Below are 23565 nucleotides of genomic sequence, written 5' to 3' on the forward strand. Positions count from 1 at the left end.
CCAAACTTTAGGTATCGCCACTGACTACGCCCCTCACACATTAGCTGACGTGCCAAAGTCATTCGGTCATTCGGTCATGCAAGCAGTTCCGGCATCGCTGTGCGGTGTGAAGAGTCTCCATTTGCCACATCGCTCCTTACCTTGGATGACCATTGCATCAGGTCAGCCGCTATCCGGCGAAACGTCAGGGCTGCGGTGCTCCTTTTGAATGCCTCTACCACGGTCAAATGTAATTGCTGCGCGTGTAAAATCTGCAAGTCAGTCATCACCGCACCAGCCGGTTCCACCGATACGGCCAGATAACGACTGCCGGTAACGGCAAGATTAGTAAGAATGCGAGATGCCTCTGCATCGCTGGCAGCACCATTCAGCACTATCCGTACCTGTTGAAGCGCGTGTGCATGGTGAAGACGTTTGATACAAGCATAAGCGGCCGTAATGGACGCCGGTTGTGGCTGCAACACCACCATCACATAATCGGCCTGACATGCTAATGGCGACAGCGTACCGTCGTCGCCTAAAGCGGCATCAATCAGGATAATCTGATCTTGGCGCAATTGCTGTAACCCAGTCGCTGATACCGCCTTTGATACTAACTCTCTCCGTGCTATGAGTACCTGAACGCCGCAAGCGGCACGACCACCCGCCGCATCCAGAGACAGCCGTCCCGACACTACGTCGCTCCAGTTACCCAATGCGTCAACTTGCCAGATCGCAGAAGCTGTGCCTGAAGGACTCGGCGTGTGATGGACAGATTCATCGATAAGTAATACGTGCTGACCTTGTTGTGTCAGTGCAGCGGCAAGATTCATCACGACCGTGGTCGCGCCACTTTTACGACCGCTTCCTACCACGGCGATCATCCGTTGGACGTTAGTTGAAGAGGACTGCGCCATCATCGCGCGCAACCCATCGGCCTGATCGGACATTTTTGGGATCATCCTAATCTCCGCTGGCGTTGGCGGGTCTCAGCCGTCACCGCAGCCCCGACTCAGGAATTGCCGATATATTGATCAAAGCTATGGCTGGATCGATATCCACTACACCAGAGTCAGCACTTTCACGATTTTCTATCGGCATGTCTTTTGCGGCATTTTGTAGCGACACTACGCCAGTATCCAAAACGTCCATCAATACCAAACATTTTTCCAGCCCTTCGAGCAACACCGTGCCTGACACGGCAGCCGACACCGGACTGATCCCGTCCATGCGCATGCGCATTGATCTTCCAGCCAGATGGGCTAACAATGCACGAGCCGACGGGGCCCATTCCGCTTGCGCACGTTGCAAACGCCATACGGTCACGCTGGTCTGACCAGCGATGAGCAATCGCTTCATCATGTCGGCATCACCAGGCTCACCGCAGCCACCAGATTGCTGGATAGCCTGCTTCAACAATTTGAAATAAGTGTCGGCTTCCACACGCCAGCGATACCACTCGATCATTTGTGAGGCCGCTACTGATTGCCCCAGATTGCTTAACAAATGCCATTGCGCCAAACTCTTACCTGATCGTAAATCGATGATCCTCGTCACCACGCAACGCACCTCGGTGATCACTTGGCAATGAATAGTCGTATCGCCTTTTTTTTGTAAATTGCGTAGACCAACCGTTATTTCTGCTAAGGATTGAAGCGCTGCTTTGCCTTTATAGATAATCGGTTCCGACGATCCAAAATGCAGTTTATCAGCTAGCTTCGTCAGAGAAATCAACGTATCAGCAAAGATGACGGAAGTAGAAGCGCGGCCCCGCGCCAACCATTGCAAACTGCTGTTTTGCTGATCAATGAGCAAGCTGAACGGGGGCAAGCTATCCAGAACATGGATAACAGGCTTGCCAAAATCCTGTTGTTGCAGCCACGATAATTGCCGCAGAACAGGTGAACTGGCTGACGCTTTTTCCGCGGTGACAGGGTTCTGGCGAACAGCCGTTGTCAATATCTGACGCGGCGCGGCAAGCGCCATACCAGTACTATCCGACAACAGCAAACCGCCATGCAACATATAAGCATCGCCGCTATGCGCCGCATTTAGCGTCACTTTGCCACCAATCGCCAGCACCACCTCGTTACAACCGACTGCAATTTCGTGACGGGCATGTGTCATCAATGTCTGGGTTACACCGGTAGCGCTCACCTCTTTATCGTCCAGTTGGCGTCGCAGGCTTCGTGTCGCATCAAAACCAATACCACCGGCGGCAAGAGCGGCTGCATTGGCTCTCAATGCTACGGAGTCATTGGATAGCGCCCGAATCAATTGCCGACATTGCATGCGCAAGCGCTCCGTAGTTGCGGTGTGTAATACCGTCTGGGCCTCGTGCGCCGCGGCTTGCAAAGCGGCAGCTTGAGCGATCTCCGGTAACGGCGTCAGTGGACTTTTCAGATCAGCCTCACCGGGAACAAATAAGGCACTCCGACTCGCGGACTGAAACACACTTTCGACTAGTTCAGACCGATTGGCAACGATCAGATTTTCAGGCACTTTTTGGCCGGTTGAAACATAATGGACCGGCAGTCGGTGGCGTATGGCCGTGTCCAGCAATGCGCCTGGATGCGTGGCTTCGTCCATCTTTGTGAATATGCATCCAGCTAATGTGCCGCCATCGATATCTTGACGGTACGCGTGTACCACTTCGTTAAGGGTATCGCCATGGCTGCTGGCATTGAGAAGCAACAAACGCTTAACCGGATGGCCTGTGCCGCACAGCATCGCGACCTGTTCGGCGACACTACGATCACGCTGACTTTTGCCCACAGTATCAATCAGCACCATATGTTTATCCCGCAAATCGTCAAGGACCAGCCGCAGGTCCACAGCATCCTTCACCGCATGCACCGAAACACCCAAAATCTGACCATAAATACGCAACTGCTCGTAAGCACCGATTCGGTAAGTGTCAGTGGTCAACAATGCCAGCTTTTCAGGACCGAAACGCATTACGCAGCGGGCCGCTAATTTTGCGGTGGTAGTCGTCTTGCCAACGCCGGTCGGCCCCATCAACGCATAGACGCCGCCATTATCCAGCAGTGCATTTTCATCTTCGAGAACTGGCAGATTACGTGCTAACTCGGCTTTAACCCACGCCATACCGGAAGCGTAATTTCGTCCCGTCGGCAAATGATCCAGCATAGCCTTCGCCAGCCGTGCACTGAATCCCGCTCCCAGCAGCATGCGTAATAAATGACTGCGAACGGGATCGCGACGCTGCTTTTCGTTCCATGCCAAACCTGCCAGTTGCTCCTCAATCATGCCGCGCATTGACTGTAACTCGGTTAATACACTGTCTTTAGTTGGACTGTCATCAACTTTTATGACTGGTGTTTGCAGCAATGGCTGAGGCAACGGTGGGACCGCAGCAATGTTGATCGGCGCAACAAGCTGCTCAGAAGGCGTTGATGGCGTGGTACTAATCATCGGGATGATTGCCGGTGCGACCGCAGACAAGACAGCAGACGCAAAAACGTCGCCCTCTACAAACGCCACGATTTCTACGCCTTGTGGGGTAACACGATTAGAAATAATCACGGCATCCGGCCCTAGCTTTTCGCGCACCAAACGTAGCGCCTCCCGACTGGTTGCTGCGGTGATCGTCGTGGTGTTGACGACATTACTGATGGCAGTGATATTGCCTCCCTGGCTAACCGGTGTGGATGCTACAAAATCTGCTAAATGACTTGCTGATTCAGCTTTTGATTCAGTTTTTAAGTTGCTCATCAAGATGCGCTCAGATTCGCCCATTAACGCTTGATCGGTTGCGGTCATGTCATTAAGGGCGTTCAACCTTTACCTCCGATAGTGGCAGTAACCTTGATATTGCGGTTATCTGGAATTTCGGCATGCGACAGCACTTTTAGCTGCGGCAAGCTACGTCTTAAAAAGCGCGCCAAGAGTGCACGCAGTGGATGCTGGACCACCAGAACAGGCGTCAGACCAAGTTGTTGCTGGCGATCAATAGCCACCTGCGTCTGACTCAGCAAACTATCCGCCAGACCAGGCTCAAGACCGCTTCCGGTGCTTAACGCCTGTAACAACATGCGATCAAGCGCCCCATCAAGACCAATGACCTGCAATTCGCTATCGCCGGGAAACAACTGCTGCGTAATCGCACGACGTAACGCCAATCGTGTCATTGACGTCAACTCGTTAGCGTCACTGATCGCTGGCGCATGTTCGGCCAACACTTCTAAAATGGAGCGCATATCACGGATAGGAACACTTTCGTCAAGCAAGTTCTGCAAGACTTTCTGTAAATTCGTCAGTGACAGGACCTTTGGCACCAAGTCATCACAGAGCTTGGGCGCTTCTTTGCTGATCCGATCCAATAGCTGCTGAACTTCTTGCCGTCCTAATAATTCGGCTGCGTGCGCATGGATCAGATGGTTCAGATGTGTCGCGATCACCGTGCTTGCATCGACCACTGTGTAGCCATAAATTTGCGCCTGTTCACGCAAATTGCTATCTATCCAGAAAGCGGGAAGCCCAAAAGCCGGATCGACGGTGGCCGTACCCGGCAAGGACGCGCTGACCTGTCCTGGGTTGATCGCCATCCATTGCCCCGGAATCGCTTCACCATGGCCTATTTCAACCCCTTTGAGAGTAATCACATACGCATTGGGCTTGAGTTCAAGGTTGTCTCGAATATGGACGACTGGGACCAAAAAGCCGATGTCCTGCGCAAACTTTTTACGAATACTTTTGATGCGCCCGAGTAGTTCACCATTTTGCGTGCGATCCACCATGGCAATCAATCGATAACCAACTTCAAGTCCAAGCGGATCAATCAGCGCCACATCGTCCCACGTCGCCTCCGCTGGCTCCATCGCCGCAGCCGCAGCAGCGGCAGCGTTCGCGGCAGACGCGGGACTATTGGCAGCATCCGCCGCCATTACTTTGCGTCGGGCGACGCGCTGACCAATCCAGACCAGACCACCAGCAATCGCCAAAAACGCGAAATGCGGCATACCCGGAATCAATCCCATCAGGCCAATGATGCCCGCGGTCAAATACATTACCTGTGGATTGGAGAACAATTGCCCCATCAACTGCTCGCCAACGTTCTCATCGGTAGTCACGCGTGAGACGATCACACCAGCAGCGGTCGATATCACCAGCGCCGGAATCTGGGCGACCAGACCGTCGCCGATGGTGAGCAAAGTGTAACTCTTGGCAGCGACTGATATATCCAATCCGTGCTGCGCCACGCCGACCACCAGTCCGCCAATCACATTGATCAACATGATGAGCAAACCGGCAATGGCATCACCGCGCACAAATTTGCTGGCACCGTCCATGGAACCGTAAAAATCAGCCTCTTGCGATACTTCTGCGCGGCGTTTACGTGCAACATCCTCACCAATCAGTCCTGCATTCAGGTCAGCATCAATCGCCATTTGCTTACCCGGCATTGCGTCAAGGGTAAACCGTGCGCCCACTTCGGCAATCCGGCCTGCACCTTTTGTGATGACCATAAAATTGATCAGCACTAAAATGATGAACACGACGATGCCGACCGCAAAATTACCGCCAACCAAAAAGTGACCAAACGCTTCGATCACCTTCCCCGCAGCATCTGGCCCTTTATGACCTTCCATGAGAACCACGCGGGTAGAAGCGACGTTGAGCGATAGCCGCAACAAAGTCGAAAACAACAAAATCGCCGGGAAAGCAGCAAAATCCAGCGCCTTCATTGTGTACATGCTGACCAGCAACACCATCACTGACAGCGCAATGTTGAAAGTAAATAGCAGATCCAGCAGAAACGGCGGCAACGGCAAAATCATCATGCCGAGAATCAGAATGATCAGAATAGGACCGGCCATGCCTTTGATCTGATTGCCCGCTAACAGCAACTTTGGTAGTTGCATAAAAGAGGTCAGGCCAGATTTGGCGGTTAAGTCTGCAAACTTCATACCGGACTTCCTAATGGATCAAGTGATTCGGGTACTGGTAAATCTTCCGGATTACGCGGGGCGGCGCCGTTGCCACTTCCCTCGCGCCAACGCTGCAACTGATATACCCAGGCCAACACTTCAGCAACCGCGGTATAAAGCGCTGCCGGTATCTCATCACCGAGATTGGTGTGCCGATAAAGCGCACGGCTCAAAGGTGGCGCTTCGAGAATGGGCACATTATTTTCGACACCGATGGCACGGATTCGCAAGGCGATCAGATCGGTCCCTTTGGCCACCACGCGCGGTGCACGCATTTCTTTATCCTGATACTTAAGCGCGACGGCAAAATGGGTTGGATTCGTGATCACTACGTCTGCAGTCGCCACGTCCGACATCATGCGACGACGCGCCATCTGTTGCTGCTGGCGACGTATCTTGGCCTTGACCAGCGGATCGCCTTCACTTTCTTTATGTTCTTGGCGCAGATCTTCACGCGACATGCGCAACTTCTTATGAAAACTCCATAGCTGATAAGGAACATCAATAGCGGCGATCAAAAACAATGACGCGATAATCCATCCGCAACAATTGGCGACTAGTCGCACTGTATAAGGGAGCGCTGAATTAATCGGTTCGGTTAAGAGCGCCAGTATCGCGTCCATTTTTGCGGAAATAATCGCGTAGGCGATGCTACCGACCAAAAATGATTTGGCGATGGCCTTGGTTAATTCAGCCAGCGATTGAGACGAAAACAGCCGGCCAAGGCCAGCGAGTGGATTTAGCTTGGAGAATTTGGGTGCCAGCGATTCAACTGAAAACAGCCATCCACCCAACAAAAGTGGCGCTACCAGCGCCGCTATAAACATCAGCCCCAATAGCGGCGCAATGGCTTGTAATGCCTCAAGCCACACCATTCCAGCCTGCGCCAGCATGTGCGAGGGATCGAAGGCAGAAGCACGTTCGAATTGCAAGCTGCTTTGTAAAGCATGGCCCAGCCGTTCGCTCATGGGTATCGCGGTCAACCACAACCCACCGACGCCGGTTACCAATAATACGAACGTAGTCAGTTCTCGTGAACGTACAACCTGCCCTTCTTCCCGCGCCTTTTCAAGACGACGAGGTGACCCTGGTTCCGTTTTTTCGAGATCGCTTTCTTCCGCCATGCATGCTCCGTGCCTGAGGGAGCGAAGTGTGCTCCCCCGACAGGGATTATTGCTGCTGGAGCCATGGTTTGATCAAGGGAACAGGCTCGAGAACGGGTTGCTTCTTGGGCAATCGATGCGTTTGAGAGCTATCCGCACAAATCAGAGGACTTAAAAACCCATACTGGCAAGCAGGTCATCAACTTGGGTCTGATCGGATACAGCATCTGCCGAACTGATAGGAGCGACTTGCGGACCGTTCAAGAGACCTTGGGTATCGGTCTGAATCACGACATCAGGACGCTTATCCTGTGATGTATTGTCAATAAGCAATTGCAACAATTGTGTTTCCATTTGTTGTACCACTTCCATCATTTTTTTGATTACCTGTCCCGTCAGATCCTGAAAGTCCTGCGCCATCATGATTTCAGTCAATTGCACGTTCGTTGCTGCTGTTTGCTGCGGGACTGCTTGCAGATAGCTGCGCGTGTCGGTCACAAGTGCTCGGGCATCGCCTAGCGCCACAGGTTTTGCAAACCAGGCATCCCAACGGCTGTGTAATTGCCTGGCTTGGGACGCTAACTGATCTTGAATTGGTTGTGCAACATCGACGGCATTCAAAGCACGTTCCGCCGCACGTTCGGTCATGGCAGCCACATAATTGAGACGGTCGCGCGCATCCGGTATCGCCTGTGCTGCTTTGGCAATCTCTTGATCCAACCCTAACTCGCGCATGCTTTCGCGTAACGTCCGTGTCAAATGCCCAATACGACTAACCAGCTGTTCGGCAGTGTCTGCGGCAACCGGAATGGGGGATTGAAGCGACATATCTGATGCAACGATGGTATGCGGCATCTCACACTCCTTCTCTTTGAATTTTTTCAAAAATCTTGGTGATTTTCTCTTCCAGCGTTGCGGCGGTGAATGGCTTCACCACATAACCGCTTGCACCCGCCTGCGCCGCTGCAATAATATTTTCTCTTTTGGCTTCCGCCGTGACCATCAATACTGGCAACTTTGCCAGCAACGGATCGGCGCGAATCACCTTCAACATGATCAAACCATCCATGTTAGGCATATTCCAATCCGAGACAACCAGTCCGAAGTTACCCGCTTTCAACTTCTCCAGCGCCGCAACACCGTCTTCTGCTTCATCGACGTTGATGAAATCCAACTCTTTGAGCAGATTGCGAATAATTCTGCGCATGGTTGGGAAATCATCTACCACGAGAATTTTGATACTTTTGTCGATCATTTAGTGCTCCAGACGATGATTACTATTGCAGGTCGACCGCTTTTCTGGCGGACAAAACTGCTACTTTATAAAAAATTTTCAGGTAAAAGGTAGGACTAAACACCACTGCTTATCGATCTGGTCTTTGGACTACAAATGCCGTGCACATTAGCTTTCAAACAATCGGTATAAATTGGTGTGCCTGGCTTCCGGTAGCCTCTCATTAGTCTTCACTTGCCACTCGTTAACTTCTTTTCTTTAAAAACGACGCGTTCTTTCGCTCAGTACCGTAAAACGGGTGAATACACGCTGACTCATTTCACTCATACTCACCACTTCAGTTGCTGCCCCAATTGCTATCGCTTCGCGTGGCATACCAAACACCACGCAACTGGCTTCGTCTTGCGCAAACGTGTAAGCACCCGCCTGACGCAACCGTAGCAAGCCGGCGGCGCCATCGCGGCCCATACCGGTCAGGATGATGCCAATAGCATTTTTTCCTACGGCTTTGGCAGCTGAATCAAATAAAACGTCGATTGATGGTCTGTGCCGATTGACTGGTGGCTCCTGATCGACCTGAAGTAGGTATTGCGCGCCCATACGCGCTATCGAAAGGTGATAGCCGCCTGGGGCAATGTAGGCATGACCGGGTAAAATTGGTTCGCCGTGAACAGCCTCCTTGACCGTAATTCGACACAATCCATTAAGACGTTGTGCAAAAGATTGCGTAAATCCGGGCGGCATGTGTTGCGCGATCAAAATACCAGGGCACTCCGGTGGCATGGGCTGCAATATCTCCCTAATTGCCTCGGTCCCACCAGTCGAGGCCCCAATGACAATAATTTTTTCTGCATTTAATAACGACACACACGCTAAGGGCGGCGGTGCAACATTGATCTCGTTTTTCTCGCGGCGAACCAACGTGCGCCTGATCTGCAGACGTGCACGTGATGCCGTACGAATTTTATCTGCAACCAGATTGGTGTATTCAACCAGGTCATCAGAGGCACCAAGCCGCGGCTTTGGAACAAAATCGACTGCACCCAACTCCAGCGCACGCAAGGTAGTTTCTGATCCTTGTTCCGTCAGCGAAGAGACCATTACGACCGGCATTGGTCGTAATCGCATAAGTTTTTCCAAAAAATCAAGGCCATCCATACGTGGCATTTGTACATCTAACGTCAACACATCTGGATTTAATAGTTTAATCAGCTCACGCGCAACAAGCGGATCGGGCGCTGTCGCAATCACAGTCATATCCGGCTGACTATTGATGATTTTACTAATCAGACAGCGCATTAAAGCTGAATCATCAACACATATTACTTTTATTTTATTAGCCACTTGTCCCTCGTTTTTTATGGCCGTCTCATTCCGGGTTTATTTCACCGACTACAACAATTCAACTTATTTCCGTCAATTCAGATCTCTTAATACAGGTGTACGATCTGATCATCAAATCGCGGCAAGCAAAGGAAAGCTGGGATCAGCTTCAGTCCGTCAAGATTTAAGCACCGTTTAGTCCGCGATACAAACGTGTAGTGAGGATCAAAGAAAGCTTCCCTGCAAAGTTACGGCAAACGCGCTAAAACCTGCACCAGTTCACGCTCCTCTTTTTGCACTTGCACGAAATCATCATGTCGACGTAACTTCAACACCATCACTTTTCCGGTTCTTGGAAAGTAATTCACTCGCCGCGGTAATTGCCCGCGTAAATCCTGCGCTGCTAAACGAATCTGATTCAACTCAAGATAACGCAGCACAAACTCAGCGTTGCGATCCCCTATGTTTAACATCGTCATATTTGCTAATACCGCACCGCCACCGAAAACCTTGGCTTCGAGTCGATCACGACGCGCACCGGCTTTCAATAGCTCGTTCAAAAGCACTTCCATGGCGTACGCGCCATACCGCATGGCATGCATTGATTTCATTCCCTGCAAAGCATTCATTGATACCGCGGCTGTGGCATCCCGCGTATTGGCCCCGCCATCTTCAGGCAGCATGAAATGATTCATACCACCAATACCCGCCATACTATCGTGCACACACGCCGACACGCATGAGCCGAGTACTGTTGTCAGTACCATGTCCTTGTCGGTGACGTAATATTGATTGGGTAACAGCTTCACGGCTTCAATCTGAAATTCGCGATCAAAATAATGATGACTAGCGACCGGCTCCATTTTTGCAGAAATCATGGTCGCACTTTAGGTGTGGTCAGTTCATAGACGGTTTGTCCACGCAATCTAAACGGTTGATTTACATAAGAAAAACTCTCCGAATGTCCAGCAAATAACAGGCCGTGCGGCTTCATTAAAGGCGCAAAACGCTCCAGAATTTTTCCTTGGGTTGGCTTATCGAAATAGATCATTACATTGCGACAAAAAATGGCGTCAAATGGCTCTTTGAGAGCCCAGTTTGGGCTCAAAAGATTCAATTGTTCAAAGCGGACCATAGCGGCAACTTCCGGTCGAATTTTTGCCTTTCCGGTCTGTGCTCCGGAACCTTTTAAAAAAAATCGCTTCAGCCGCTCCGGTGACAATTTTCTCACCTGTTCGATGCTGTACTCACCGGTTGCAGCCTTATCAAGTACCTGCGTGTCGATATCTGTTGCCAATACCCGGGCGGTGCTAGCCCGATTACCGAGCGCCTCAATAAGCGTCATGGCGATTGAATACGGCTCTTCACCGGTGGAAGCAGCAGAACACCAGACGGTGATCGGCTGGGCGCATTTAAGAGCGTGCGCTGCCAATAACGGAAAGTGATGCGGTTCGCGAAAAAAAGCGGTCAGGTTGGTAGTCAGTGCGTTAGTAAAGGCCTCCCATTCGAGGCTATCCTGATCAGATTCCAGCATCGCCAGATAGGACGCAAATTCGGTAAGTCCCAAAGCGCGCAAGCGCCGCGATAACCGGCTGTAGACCATTTCACACTTTTTTTCGCCCAAGGCTATACCAGCGCGTTGATAGATCATATTTCTTACGCGGGAAAAATCATACTCCGTGAGCACAAAGTCGCGCATAACGCTAGTGTTTGAAACTGGTGATATTGGTGAAGAACGCGTCATGGCGTTACCGTCCTGACCATGCGGATACAGAAAAATCGTTCGCTAGCATCCTGCAACGGAAGGTTTTTCGAAAATTTTGGAGTGCACACATCAAATAATTTGCCAGTGATATTAACGATGATGCGAACCATCTAAGAATGACAGCCAACGATGTCAGAAACTGATGGTCATGCTGTGATTTTCTGCAACTATCTGGATATCCCTTCAACACAGTCAACGTTATGTGTACCCGATCAAAATCAATCGATTGGCAAATAGCATTGGCTACCCATTTTTTTCTTTGCGTATTCGACCGAAAAATATTGTTATGCATGTTTTATCTACACGATGATAAATATACATAAATCTGTTGCCATTCAATGGGTCGAAAAACACGTTAAAACAAGGCTTCCTTCCTGCATGTAACAAATACTTGCGCCCGAAAGCTTACCTTGAATGTCGGACTGATCACCTGCGTACAAGTTTGCAAATCTGATTAACGACCCATACAAAGCAATTTGACAACGTTCACCAAGCAATTCGACGGAATCGTTATTCAGAGCCCGTTGGATGCTTTGATGGCGAATGGGTGTGACTTGTATGGCCTGCGCGACCATGTAACATGCGCGCTGGTGGGGTAATATCGATGACGCGCTTGGCTGCCGGCTGGTTTTTTTCGGTAGTGGTTTGTGATGTATTCAATGATGCATGCAATGAACTATTGAATGATGTCTGACCATGCAAATGTGTCACAACATCATGTCGATCCAGCTTAAATGCGCTGACGACGTCAGCCAGAGCAGCAGCTTGATCTTGCAAACTCTCAGCCGCCGCAGCCGCTTCTTCAACCAATGCGGCATTTTGTTGTGTGACCTGATCCATCTGACTAACCGCCTGATTTATCTGATCGATCCCGGCAGTTTGTTCATGACTGGCCGCGCTAATATCACCCATGATGTCAGTGACGCGACGGATGCTAACTACAATGTCGTTCATCGTGGTACCGGCCTGATCAACCAGCTGAGAACCAAGGGTGATTTTGTTGACCGAATCATCGATTAAACCTTTGATCTCTTTGGCAGCACTCGCGGAACGCTGCGCCAAATTTCTGACTTCTGCAGCGACGACGGCGAAACCGCGCCCTTGTTCACCCGCCCTCGCCGCCTCGACCGCGGCATTCAATGCCAGAATATTGGTTTGAAACGCGATCCCATCGATGACGCCGATAATGTCTACAATTTTTTTCGATGACGCATTAATTGAGCCCATCGTCGTCACCACCTGAGTGACGACAGAACCGCCGTGGAGAGCGACTTCCGATGCAGTGACGGCAAGTTGATTAGCCTGGCTTGCATTGTCGGCATTTTGCCTTACGGTTGATGTCAATTGCTCCATCGATGCCGCTGTTTCTTGCAGTGAACTAGCTTGTTGCTCGGTACGCGACGATAGATCCTGATTCCCTGCTGCGATCTGACTCGATGCGGTGGCAATCATATCGGTACCATTGCGTACTTCACCCACTATCTGCTGAAGGCTTGCATTCATATCTTTTAACGCCTGCATGAGTTGCCCGGTTTCGTCCTTCGACCTGACTTCAATATCGGTGGTTAAATCACCATCCGCCACCCGACGCGCAACATCCACTGCAAACTCCAATGGCTGCGCTACCTTGCGCGCAATCCACATCGCCATCCCCATACCAATGACGATCATCGCGATCAATAGTGCACAAATAGCAAGGCGAGCGTTACGGAAAAGTGTCTCTCCATTTGCGCTAGCTTTTTGGCTGCCAATACTATTCGCCTTTTCCAACTGATCGAGCGAAGCATTTAATCCTTGAAAGGTCGAAAAAGATTCATCACGAATAGCGTTTAGCGCATCTTCTTTTTCGTTTCCTTTCGATAACGCGAATATCTTATCGTTCTGGGAAAAGAAAGTCTCCATACCGGCTTTAACTTTTTCAAAAGTAATCTTCTCGGCCGCTCCTAGATTCATCGCTCCATAAAAAGATATATTTCTTTTTAGCGCCGCTTTTATTTCTGGCACCTGGACGGAATAGCTTTCCATGCCCTTTTCATCGTAGGACGTGACGTGCTGCAACTCCATTAGACGCAATCTGGACAACTCCGATTTCAGACGCAGAACGGCACGAACACTTGGTAACCAGTTGCTGTTAATTTCGGTGGCTGCGCTATTTACACGCCCCAACTGCAAAATCGAAAAGCCGCCCAGTAATATGGTCAGAATCAGCATCAATGCGAAAGAAAGTACCATCTTCCTTGCAATCTTGAGGTTATTGAACCAAGTCATATTTTTCTTTTCAATTCAAAAGTGTAAGCAACGTATCAGTCGCAGCGGTGTAAAAATGGGTGCAGATGTCAGGATGTTAAATATCAATATGGCACTATTCTAGTTTTCGATCAGTCACGCTTAAAAGATCTTTATATAATCTCTGAAAAGTAGCCGTTACCAAGACCAACAACGCGACTTAAAGGGGTTAACGGCAACATTGAAGATTTATTTAAGCCTTCTACTACAGAATTTTCACAAGAAGATTTGACGAAAGCGATGCACATAAAAACTCATCAGAGAGCACGTAGAACATTTGGCGCGGACTCCATGACAAAAAAACGCATAACAAACCATGCTAAACATGAGCAAGCAGTAAAATAGGGGCTCAATACCAACCATCTCCAGTCAAACCCATGAACACATCACCAAACACAGTCGTTGCACTGGAGATTAAATGTCTTACCTGCTCCAACTGATCGAGCAATACGGTCTGATTATTGTTTTTTTTAATGTCTTACTCTCACAGTTAGGCGTGCCGCTGCCAGCATATCCGACGTTGATCATCACTGGCGCACTAGCCAGCGGTGGTGAATATTCAACTACAATGTTGTTACTCACGGCAGTATTGGCGGCATTAATTGCTGACTATGGCTGGTATCTGACAGGACAACGCTACGGCAGAAAAGTGATGGGAATGTTATGCCGCGTTTCGCTGTCGCCAGATTCCTGCGTACGGCAAACGGAGGCGATTTATGCACGATGGGGTCCGCCCTCATTGCTAATTGCCAAATTTATTCCTGGCTTCGCCTCAATCGCCAGCGCATTGGCCGGTACGATCGGGACCCGTCGCCCAACTTTTCTGCTCTTTGACGGGGCTGGTGTGGCCTTGTGGGCCGGTCTGGCAATTTTCCTTGGTTCGCGCTTTAGCACGACAATCGACCAGTTATTGCTTCTGCTAGAAGAGTTGGGTGAAACCGGTTTAGCGATCATCCTTGCTGGAGTTGCCATTTTTGTCGTGGGGAAATGGTGGCAACGCAAACGTTTTATGAAGTCATTACTGATGGCGCGTATTTCGGTGGCGGAATTAGAACGATTACTGCAGCAAGGTATAAAACCGGCGATTGTTGATGTCAGAACGCCTTTGGCGCAACAGCAGGGTTGGATTCCTGGTGCAGTCATCACCTCATTACAACAGATCAATACCTTCACCCTCGATGCGACGACCGATCAGGAAATCATCGTCTATTGTGCGTGTCCTAATGAAGCATCGGCGGCAGCGGTCGCCAAACAATTGATGCAACGTGGTTATAAAAAGGTACGGCCCCTGACTGGCGGTATCGATGCGTGGGTTGCTGCTGGTTATCCTGTCGAAACCTGACACCGAACTAAGACAACATGGTTGTAGCGCTGGCGGTATTGCGATGAAATACCAAAGGTGTCGAACTATTTTCCCCCACGAAAGTTGGCATGCTTAGATTAAGCCTTGATGCGTTACAAATTTTGGATGCAATTGACAGGCGTGGTTCATTCTCAGCAGCGGGCATTGCCTTACATCGCGTTCCCTCGACAATTTCCTACACAGTCGCCAAACTGGAACAGGACTTAGGCGTACAAGTATTTGAGAGACGTGGACCAAAAGTCACATTAACCTTAGCTGGTGCTGAACTTCTAAAAGAAGGCCGCTATATTTTAAAGGCCGCAGAAGACCTTCAACATCGCGTCAGACGCGTGGCGTCCGGCTGGGAAACTGAACTCACCATCGGGTTGGATTCACTATTTTCAGGCGGAGCGCTGGCAACCGCACTGGTGACTGATATCGCCGCATTCTATGAAGTCGCTGATCATACGCGGCTGCGCATTGCACGAGAATCGCTGGATGGCACGTGGGAAGCACTACTTGATCGTCGTGTCGACCTGCTCATTGCAGCGCCGGGTGAAGGCCCAGCTGGTGGCGGCTACATTGCCGAGCCGATGGGAAGTCTTTCATTCGTCTTTGCCGTCGCGCCAAACCATCCTCTTGCACAAGTAACGCACCCTTTAGGAAAAGCCGACATGCACCCTTATCGCGCCATTACGGTGGCCGATTCTGCCAGAAAAATGGCGGCGCGCACTGTCGGACTTTTGCTGGGACAAAATACCTTAACAGTACCCGATATGCAGAGTAAGTTCGCATTACAAGTTGCCGGGATCGGCTTTGGTTTTTTGCCAGAACCGTGCGCGCGTGCAGCGCTTGCTTCGGGTCAGTTAATCGCCAAAGAAGTGGAAGAACCGAGACAGGATGAACAGTTTTATCTGGCTTGGCGAACCGGTGAGAATGGTGCTGCGCTGGCGTGGTGGGTAGAACGCATGCAGCAACCAGATGTAATGCCGCGCCTAATCAATCGCATGATTCAGGGAATACATTAATCCACATCGAAAACGCAATTGATCTTTTATGACGATGGCTTCTGCTGACGCTGATACTCACTATGCTTGATCTCAAGATAGGTAGCACGATCCATTTCATGTAACTGTTTCGCATATTGTTCGGTAGAAGTAAACCAACTTTGCAGCCGCATTTCACGCTGCGCGGCGGGTGGCGCAGAAAATGCGGAGAGGTAGGAATCAATGGCGAGGTAATAGCGCATCGTATTACGCTCCACCAGGCCACGCACGCCGCCGATATAATCCGGGCTTGCATGCAATTGCTTACTCGTACCATTTTGGATGGTGAACCCGACTTTATCTCGACCGATTGTTGCGAGATAACTTTGCATAGCTAAACGCCCTGCGAAGCTGTAAGCGTATGAATACGTCAGATGCAGAAAAGTTTTACCTTCCTGAAGCGATGCTGCTTCAAGTTGTATATGGTAGTCACTCGTACTAAGGGGACCGTTTTTTGCATGAAGACGCACAGCAAAATAATCTGGTGTCTTCGCAGCTACGCTGTACGAAAATGTGACATCAAAAGCTTGAGAAAGTGGCTTATCGTATTTTGTCCCAACGCTAACCAGCAGCGCGTCGCCACTTTTATCTGCAGAAGCATGACAATATTTGATATTAAGATGCAGCGTTAACACGTCACACCAATGCGACGGATCATTGAGCGCTATATTGACGGTAGAAAATGGGTAATCCACTAATACGTAAATATCACCCTTCAAATGACTGGAAGACTCGGTAGAGTCGAGATATAACGGCCTATTAAACTGATTATGACTAAGTTGTCCGCGCAAATCGGCATATCTGGCGCGTAGGGTTACGGGTGAAAGCGATTCCACTACTTCTGGCTTGACTATTCCTGCGGCAACAGCGGATCCCGCACCAATTAATAGCATGCAGATAGCTAAACAGCGCAACATCCGCCTTGTTGAATATTTTTTAACTAAAGTATTCATCCTTCTTATATCTTACTGCGTGCAGAATTTATCTGCTGAAATACTGTCACTCAACAGTAGGTTCTAATAACCTACGATTGTTTGACCTTGCCTTGTCCAATATCTTCCGGCTATAGTTAAGGCATGCGTTATAAACTATATTACTGGCCGACGATTCAAGGGCGCGGAGAATTTATTCGACTCGCGTTAGAGCAATCCGGGGCGACCTATACAGACGTAGCACGTCGATCGGAGCGAAGCGGGATGGGCGTGGCGGCGATGCTGCGTTTGATGGAAAATGGCGTCAATCCGTTACCCTCGTTCGCCCCGCCGTTCTTACAATCTGGCGATATATTCATTGGGCAAACTGCAAACATCCTTTTGTTTTTGGGCCCACGTCTACATTTAGTTCCTGAAGATGAAGCAACGCACCTCTGGGCCCATCAGCTACAACTCACCATCGCCGATCTGGTCACCGAAGTGCACGATACCCATCACCCTGTCGCCAGTGGCCTGTATTACAAAGATCAAAAGCCTGAAGCATTACTGCGCGCAACTGACTTCACTGGTGCAAGGCTACCGAAATTTTTGGATTACTTTGAGTCGATTATCGTCAGCAACCCAAAAAGTGACAAACACTTAATCGGCGACGCGTTATCTTATGTGGACCTGTCAATGTTTCAGATAGTCGCAGGATTGCGATATGCATTTCCAAAAACCATGAAAAGACTTGAACCCGATTATCCCTGTTTGATAGCATTGTACAAATTAGTCGCTTCACAGCCGCGGATAGCACGATACCTGGCCTCATCAAGACGGCTGGCGTTTAACCAGCAAGGGATTTTTCGCCGCTACCCTGAATTGGATAGCTGAGCGCACACGCAGTACCCATCAAGAATAACAGCGTTTAGTACGGCTGAGCGTCCTAATATAACGCGACCACGCCACCACCTAATACCCCACATATGAGAACTAAACTTTCGTTCTAGTCCTAGCGACAGAAGAAAAGCTTAGTGATAATTTAGAGAAACCAACGCAATTAAATAAATACGATACCGTACTTATTTAGTTGCTATTGGTAGCGTCCACAGGGCGTGAATTTGAAAGCTTTAGCGCGTACAAGGCAACAACTAGCTTGTCTTACCTTCAATTTATATCCTTAGTTTCAATTTATATCTTTTCTTAACTGTCACCCAGCCATGTTAGACGGCTTCGCATCAATAAATGCACGATTGACAACCAAAACTATAACCGGAAACATCCCCAGCTAAGTCGGTGTTTCGCAGCATCTTGGTCGCTCGTCGTTACCTGTCAATAACATCATCAAAGGATGCCCATGGGCCCTATCACCTCCCGTCTCTCAACGTCACCGCCCCCCGCGAATTCCGCAGCTCACGCGCCGGCTTTAACTGCCGGCGCCCGTTCGACATTTAGCACTCGGGTCACAAACTGCAATGGTGTTGATGCCTCACAACACAAAGTGAAATTGTCGCATCATGCAAAAGCGCCCAGGGAAACCCGCAGACAACGCATTAATACGGAAATTAAAAATGAAAAAATAAATGAAGAAAATGAACAAGTGGAAATGGCCGCACTGCGAGATGGTTACGCGCAATTTTACGGGAATCCTGGCGACGTTTCTTGCCTTAGCTCATGCGCTGCGGAAGGACCTATCAATAAAACAGGATTGGCGCTAGCCATTGTACTGATAGCAAATGCATGTAAACCATCGCTATTATTTTCAGCTTATTGTAAACAGACGGGAACGCGTTTTCCTATCTTACCGACGACCACTGAAGACCTGAAGCTAACGGCACCCATCAAAAGCCGGAACAATGATACGGCTGCAGTCACACCGTCAAATATACCCACGTTAGCAGACATCGGGAACGGCCTTTTAGAATGTGGAAAATATGTATATGACAGCCTGCCAGCGTTACCCAAGGGAGGTATACAGGGCGTCGGCGCAAGTGTTCCTGAACATAACCGGGAAAGATATTGGCACGTAGCTGATCAAGAACCTAAGCCTACTCCTAAAACTTTCTGGGCCGCCCTTACCGCCGATGCTGAGACAACTTCTTTAAATACCTCAGCAGCAATATTTAGCGGTATCAACGCTTATCACCACTGGCTACCGAATGTTCCGCAAGACGAACGATTAAAGGGTCTAGCACTCGAGTACACCCGTAATAATATAGTCGATGTTAAGCAGCTTCTGGTCGCGTTCGCACCTTTAATTCGGCGCGAGTGGGGGAAGGAGGTAACGGTTGATCAATATGAGTACGCGATATTGAAGTATGCGACGCAGCTCCAGCGCGCTCCCGCTGGCAGCAGGGTCTGGTTGAGTGACATTGTGCAACCGCAAACGGTTAGGCCGCAGACAGAATTAAAAGAAGCAGCCACGAAGCTATTCTTTAATGCTTTAGCAGAAATAAATGAAACATTGGGCGCTCGAACCTTAAGAGATTTCATACACAGCATTGTAGACTGGGATCTACACGCTAATCCCACCTTGGATAAATTGCCTAAATTGGCTACTCAAATAAGAGGGTTAGTGCTCAGGAGGCTGGCGCTTCCCGGGCTTTCACTGACTGCGACGGAGCGTCACCGATTGGATACGCTGGTAAATTGGTTTACCGAGGCGACATTGGTGGATATGGATCCGTTGCTTAGCGCGGAACTTAACATTCAGCATCCTGACTTTGGCCAGACTTCCTATCATAGTCGTGACGGCACATTAATGAGCATTGGGGCCGGATTCATTCATCAATTTCCAGCAAAAACCAGCCACGCCCTCACGCCCGCCGTTCTGCGTGAGGTGGGCCTGCATAGCTTGATTAATCTTTCTCCTCAAGCATGGCCATCGACTACCGGCGCTGCCCTGATACGCTTTTACAATTCGCTTCCGGCAAATGCGCCTGGTGAGCCCTTAAAGAGTCCCGCTGAACGTATGAAAGCCGGACTATCTTCTCTGATGGCGCCTGTACTAACCAAAATTCGGCTCTTGCAGGAAGTCAAAATTAAAGAGAATGCGTTCTTATTATGTGCAGCCGAACGGTTCAATAACGATACATTTCACGAACAGCAGTCCAGGAGTGCGCTAAATGAACTTGAGTTAAGTAAATTTCATTTATACAAATTCGGCATTGAGCATTTGCCACAAACCGATCAAGAAAATCTTATCCGCTCAAGTAGTGAGGGTCGACTAGAAGTATTTGTACCCGAAGTGATTTTATATAAAGCCGAAGACGATAACGCCTCTTATAAAGCCACACTTACTGCAACATCTGGATTTATTGTCGGAACCGGATCCACACACAGCACGGGGTCTTCCGAATATTATTTATTTTCAGAGGAGCGCTCCTGGAGCTCCCCGGTTGTTTCCAGAATTACGAAACAAATAGCGGGCGATGTAACAAGGTACGTGAATGACCATCATGCCACCTTTACCAGCGGCGTCCGGTTCCAGCCGTCCAGCCAGATTAGCTTTGAGACTTCATCTATCTTTACATTTGGAACAAATCCAGATGAAATCGCCATCGCCTTGAGTGGGTTGTACAACTTCCCACCATCGATACATAAAAGATTTATCGATGCGTCAGCGGAGAAACCACCATCGACAACCGTAACCGGAAACCTCCATTCTACAATTTATGCATTCGGAAAATTCCTTATTGGAATGATTCCAGAGGGAAGTTGCGTAATTGCCGTCCTTGACACAGCTGAAATGATCGCACTGCCCGCAAATACCGACGAGGGTCTCGCGGAGCAAGGAATGGCAATAGGGACGGATGCCTTATTTTGTTTCACCGGGATGGTCAGAGCAGAGCAGGCAAGTTATCTGATTCCCTCTGTTCGCCCTCCTTTTAACTTCAGAATTTCAGACGAATTTGCGGAATCCAAGATTACAACGCATCTGGCAAAACAAGCGCCCGAAACCGGCTCAAAAGTGGATCTGAAGCAGGAGTGGGTATTCTGGCCGATCGTGACCACCGATTCTGGTCTATCGTGACCGACCATTCTGGCGCATCGTGACCGCTCATTCCGGTCTATCGTGACCGATTTCAAGCCCGACCAGAATCGGCGGTCACGATAGCAGAATCATCGGTCACGATACCGGAATGGTGTCGTACAGCACCGTGATGATGTTACGCATAGAGCAACCGAACGGGTACGCTTCCAGTTTGTCTGGAGACAACGTGCCCGTACAAAGGATCACTATGCGTAAGATAAAAGACGTATTACGTTTAAAACTGGATGCCAAACTATCGCACCAGCAGATTGCCGCAGCACTGGGGATTTCAAAAGGAGTCGTCACCAAGTATGTCGGCCTGGCCGCCGTTGCCGGTTTGGACTGGTCGGCGGTGCAAGATGTAGACGACACCGAGTTGGCGCACCGGCTTTTGGTCACGCCAGAACGGACCCGAGACCATGTCCAGCCAGATTACGCCAGGCTGCATCACGAACTGCGGCGCAAGGGGATGACGCTGATGTTGCTATGGGAAGAGTATCGTGCCGATTATGCCCAGCACCAGACCTATGCCTACTCACAGTTCTGCGTGAATTACCGGCAGTTTGCCAAACAGCTCAAACGCTCTATGCGCCAGATTCACCGGGCTGGCGAGAAACTGTTCATTGATTATGCTGGTCCGACTATCGGTCTCACTGATGGTAGCCGTGCCCACATCTTCGTCGCTGCTCTGGGCGCATCGAGCTACACCTATGCCTGTGCTACGCCGCGTGAGACGATGGCCGACTGGCTCACTTCGACAGCGCGTGCGCTGCGCTTCTTCGGCGGGGTACCGCAGTTGATTGTTCCCGATAATCCGAAGGCTATGATCGCCGACGCCAATCGCTACGAACCACGCAGTAACGACACCGTACGCGATTTTGCGCGCCACTACGGCACCTCCATCTTGCCAGCCCGTCCGCGTCATCCTCAGGATAAAGCGAAGGCCGAATCAGCAGTGCAGATCGTCGAGCGCTGGATCATGGCGCGTCTGCGACATCAGCAATTTAGCAGCGTCCACGAGGTCGATGTCGCCATCGCACCGCTGCTGAGCGTACTTAACGATAAGCCGTTTCAGAAGCTACCCGGTAGTCGCGCCAGTGCGTTTGCCCAACTCGATGTCCCGGCGCTACGGCCTTTGCCATTGCAATGTTATGAGATGGCGCATTTCAAGACTGTCAGGGTGCATAACGATTACCACGTTGAGATCGGCCGCCATCACTACAGTGTGCCGCAAGCCCTGGTCGGTCAGGTGCTGGAAGCCCGGATGACAGCGACGACAGTGGAAATCCTGCATCGCGGTCAACGTGTCGCCAGTCATCCGCGCAACAGTGGCGAAGGCGGGTTCACCACCGACACCCTGCATATGCCGGTGGCGCATCGTGCGCAATTGGAATGGACGCCACAGCGACTGATTCACTGGGGACAGACCATCGGTACGGCGACAGCGGAGGCGGTGACGCGTCTGATGGCCGAGAACAGACATCCCGAGCACGGCTACCGTGCCTGTCTTGGTCTGCTGTCATTGGCCAAGCGCTACGGCAAGCCACGTCTTGAAGCAGGATGCATGCTGGCCTTACAGCTCGGTGCCTGCCAATACCGCCACGTCCGTGACATTCTCAAAAATAACCGTGATCGCACACCGTGTGCCCCAGTTGGCGATTGGGTCAGTCCTGACCATGCCCATGTGCGTGGCCCTGATTACTATCAATGAGGATGTCAACGATGATGATGCATACCACTCTGGCCCAATTGCGGACCTTAAAACTCGATGGCTTAGCGACCGGACTGGAGGAACAATTGACGCAGGCCAGTATGGCGGCGATGAGTTTCGAGGAACGTCTGGCACTCTTGGTTGATCGCGAAGTCCATTGCCGCAATGACCGCAAGCTCCTGCGCCTGCTTAAGAACGCCCACCTGAAATACGCACAAGCGGCGATTGAAGACATTGATGCCCGCTCGGGGCGTGGCATCGACCGCCGTGAAGTGATGAGTCTGGCGCTGGGAGATTGGGTCAGTGCTGGCCACAGCATTCTCATTACCGGACCGACCGGTGCTGGCAAATCGTGGCTGGCCTGCGCACTGGCACAGTACGCCTGTCGGCGCGGATACTCTGCTGTTTATCAACGCGTACCCCGTCTACAGGAAGAACTACGCATCCGGCACGGCAGCGGCAGCTTTGGGAAATGGCTGCTCCAACTCGCCAAGATCGATGTCTTGGTACTTGATGACTGGGGCATGGGCGCGATCGACAGCACGACCCGTTCCGACTTGCTGGAGATGATTGACGACCGGGCGGCAAACAGAGCGACGATTATTACCAGTCAACTTCCTGTTGACCATTGGCATGCCTGGATTGGCGACGCCACTATTGCCGACGCCATCCTGGACCGCATTCTGCAGCGCAATCATCGGCTGACACTGACCGGCGATTCACTGCGTGGCGCAGAACGACCTAAAACCAGCAAAAAGGAGAAAACTATCGACCCATCGTGACCGCAGACATTACAATTTAACCGCGTAACAACATCGCAGGCGCAGCGGTCACGATCGGCCAGAATGAGCGGTCACGTTGACCAGAATACGCAAGGAGAG

The 23565-nt window shown here is 50.4% G+C and carries 17 protein-coding genes; 6 read left to right on the forward strand and 11 right to left on the reverse strand.

Going from position 1 to position 23565, the window contains the following annotated elements; genetic code table 11:
* Window positions 1-74: 74 nt before the first annotated feature.
* The 10 genes from RGU75_RS21245 to RGU75_RS21290 all read right to left on the reverse strand — a co-directional run bounded on the left by RGU75_RS21245 (window position 75) and on the right by RGU75_RS21290 (window position 13623).
* Entirely contained in the window at window positions 75-941 is an 867-nt protein-coding gene (locus RGU75_RS21245; protein ID WP_322239412.1) for a flagellar biosynthesis protein FlhG, read from the reverse strand.
* A 34-nt stretch (window positions 942-975) separates the two neighbouring features.
* A complete protein-coding gene (gene flhF, locus RGU75_RS24010) occupies window positions 976-3780 on the reverse strand; it encodes a flagellar biosynthesis protein FlhF (protein WP_416186836.1) in 2805 nt (934 codons plus the stop codon).
* Complete coding sequence (flhA, locus tag RGU75_RS21255; RefSeq protein ID WP_322240711.1) at window positions 3777-5864, reverse strand: flagellar biosynthesis protein FlhA; 2088 nt, start codon at window positions 5862-5864, stop codon at window positions 3777-3779. The genes flhF and flhA overlap by 4 nt, the downstream gene beginning before the upstream one ends.
* Window positions 5865-5905: 41 nt before the next feature.
* The gene (flhB, locus tag RGU75_RS21260) at window positions 5906-7054 is read right to left on the reverse strand and encodes a flagellar biosynthesis protein FlhB (RefSeq protein ID WP_322239414.1); all 1149 of its coding nucleotides are present in this window, start codon (window positions 7052-7054) and stop codon (window positions 5906-5908) included.
* A gap of 150 nt (window positions 7055-7204) precedes the next feature.
* Window positions 7205-7888 carry a protein phosphatase CheZ gene (cheZ, locus tag RGU75_RS21265; RefSeq protein ID WP_322239416.1) on the reverse strand — a complete coding sequence of 228 codons (684 nt, stop codon included), beginning with the start codon at window positions 7886-7888 and terminating at the stop codon, window positions 7205-7207.
* Between the two features lies 1 nt (window position 7889).
* The gene (gene cheY / locus RGU75_RS21270; protein WP_322239417.1) at window positions 7890-8288 is read right to left on the reverse strand and encodes a chemotaxis response regulator CheY; all 399 of its coding nucleotides are present in this window, start codon (window positions 8286-8288) and stop codon (window positions 7890-7892) included.
* Between the two features lie 237 nt (window positions 8289-8525).
* Window positions 8526-9566, reverse strand: coding sequence for a protein-glutamate methylesterase/protein-glutamine glutaminase (locus RGU75_RS21275; RefSeq protein ID WP_416186888.1), 1041 nt, complete (start codon window positions 9564-9566; stop codon window positions 8526-8528).
* A 272-nt stretch (window positions 9567-9838) separates the two neighbouring features.
* Window positions 9839-10468, reverse strand: coding sequence for a chemoreceptor glutamine deamidase CheD (cheD, locus tag RGU75_RS21280; protein WP_322239421.1), 630 nt, complete (start codon window positions 10466-10468; stop codon window positions 9839-9841).
* A complete protein-coding gene (locus tag RGU75_RS21285) occupies window positions 10465-11334 on the reverse strand; it encodes a CheR family methyltransferase (protein WP_322239423.1) in 870 nt (289 codons plus the stop codon). The genes cheD and RGU75_RS21285 overlap by 4 nt, the downstream gene beginning before the upstream one ends.
* A 531-nt stretch (window positions 11335-11865) precedes the next feature.
* Window positions 11866-13623: a methyl-accepting chemotaxis protein gene (locus RGU75_RS21290; RefSeq protein ID WP_322239425.1), complete on the reverse strand. Its 1758-nt coding sequence runs from the start codon at window positions 13621-13623 to the stop codon at window positions 11866-11868.
* 436 nt (window positions 13624-14059) lie between these two features.
* Here RGU75_RS21290 and RGU75_RS21295 point away from each other — a divergent pair, with 436 nt between their 5' ends.
* Both RGU75_RS21295 and RGU75_RS21300 read left to right on the forward strand, forming a co-directional pair.
* On the forward strand, window positions 14060-14983 hold the full coding sequence (locus RGU75_RS21295) for a DedA family protein/thiosulfate sulfurtransferase GlpE (RefSeq protein ID WP_322239427.1): 924 nt from the start codon (window positions 14060-14062) through the stop codon (window positions 14981-14983).
* Between the two features lie 89 nt (window positions 14984-15072).
* Complete coding sequence (locus RGU75_RS21300) at window positions 15073-16011, forward strand: LysR substrate-binding domain-containing protein (protein ID WP_322239428.1); 939 nt, start codon at window positions 15073-15075, stop codon at window positions 16009-16011.
* 26 nt (window positions 16012-16037) lie between these two features.
* Here the strand turns inward: RGU75_RS21300 and RGU75_RS21305 are convergent, their stop codons facing one another.
* Window positions 16038-16982 carry a hypothetical protein gene (locus RGU75_RS21305; protein ID WP_322239430.1) on the reverse strand — a complete coding sequence of 315 codons (945 nt, stop codon included), beginning with the start codon at window positions 16980-16982 and terminating at the stop codon, window positions 16038-16040.
* 123 nt (window positions 16983-17105) lie between these two features.
* Between RGU75_RS21305 and RGU75_RS21310 the strand changes: the two genes are divergently transcribed.
* The 4 genes from RGU75_RS21310 to istB all read left to right on the forward strand — a co-directional run bounded on the left by RGU75_RS21310 (window position 17106) and on the right by istB (window position 23466).
* Window positions 17106-17834, forward strand: a complete 729-nt coding sequence (locus tag RGU75_RS21310; RefSeq protein ID WP_322239432.1) for a glutathione S-transferase — start codon at window positions 17106-17108, stop codon at window positions 17832-17834.
* Between the two features lie 607 nt (window positions 17835-18441).
* Complete coding sequence (locus RGU75_RS21315) at window positions 18442-20973, forward strand: hypothetical protein (protein WP_322239434.1); 2532 nt, start codon at window positions 18442-18444, stop codon at window positions 20971-20973.
* A gap of 187 nt (window positions 20974-21160) precedes the next feature.
* Window positions 21161-22684, forward strand: coding sequence for an IS21 family transposase (gene istA, locus RGU75_RS21320; RefSeq protein ID WP_322240175.1), 1524 nt, complete (start codon window positions 21161-21163; stop codon window positions 22682-22684).
* An 11-nt stretch (window positions 22685-22695) separates the two neighbouring features.
* Window positions 22696-23466, forward strand: a complete 771-nt coding sequence (gene istB, locus RGU75_RS21325) for an IS21-like element helper ATPase IstB (protein ID WP_322232626.1) — start codon at window positions 22696-22698, stop codon at window positions 23464-23466.
* The last annotated feature ends 99 nt before the right edge of the window (window positions 23467-23565 follow it).

Source organism: Glaciimonas sp. CA11.2, from assembly GCF_034314045.1.
Taxonomy (GTDB): domain Bacteria; phylum Pseudomonadota; class Gammaproteobacteria; order Burkholderiales; family Burkholderiaceae_D; genus Glaciimonas.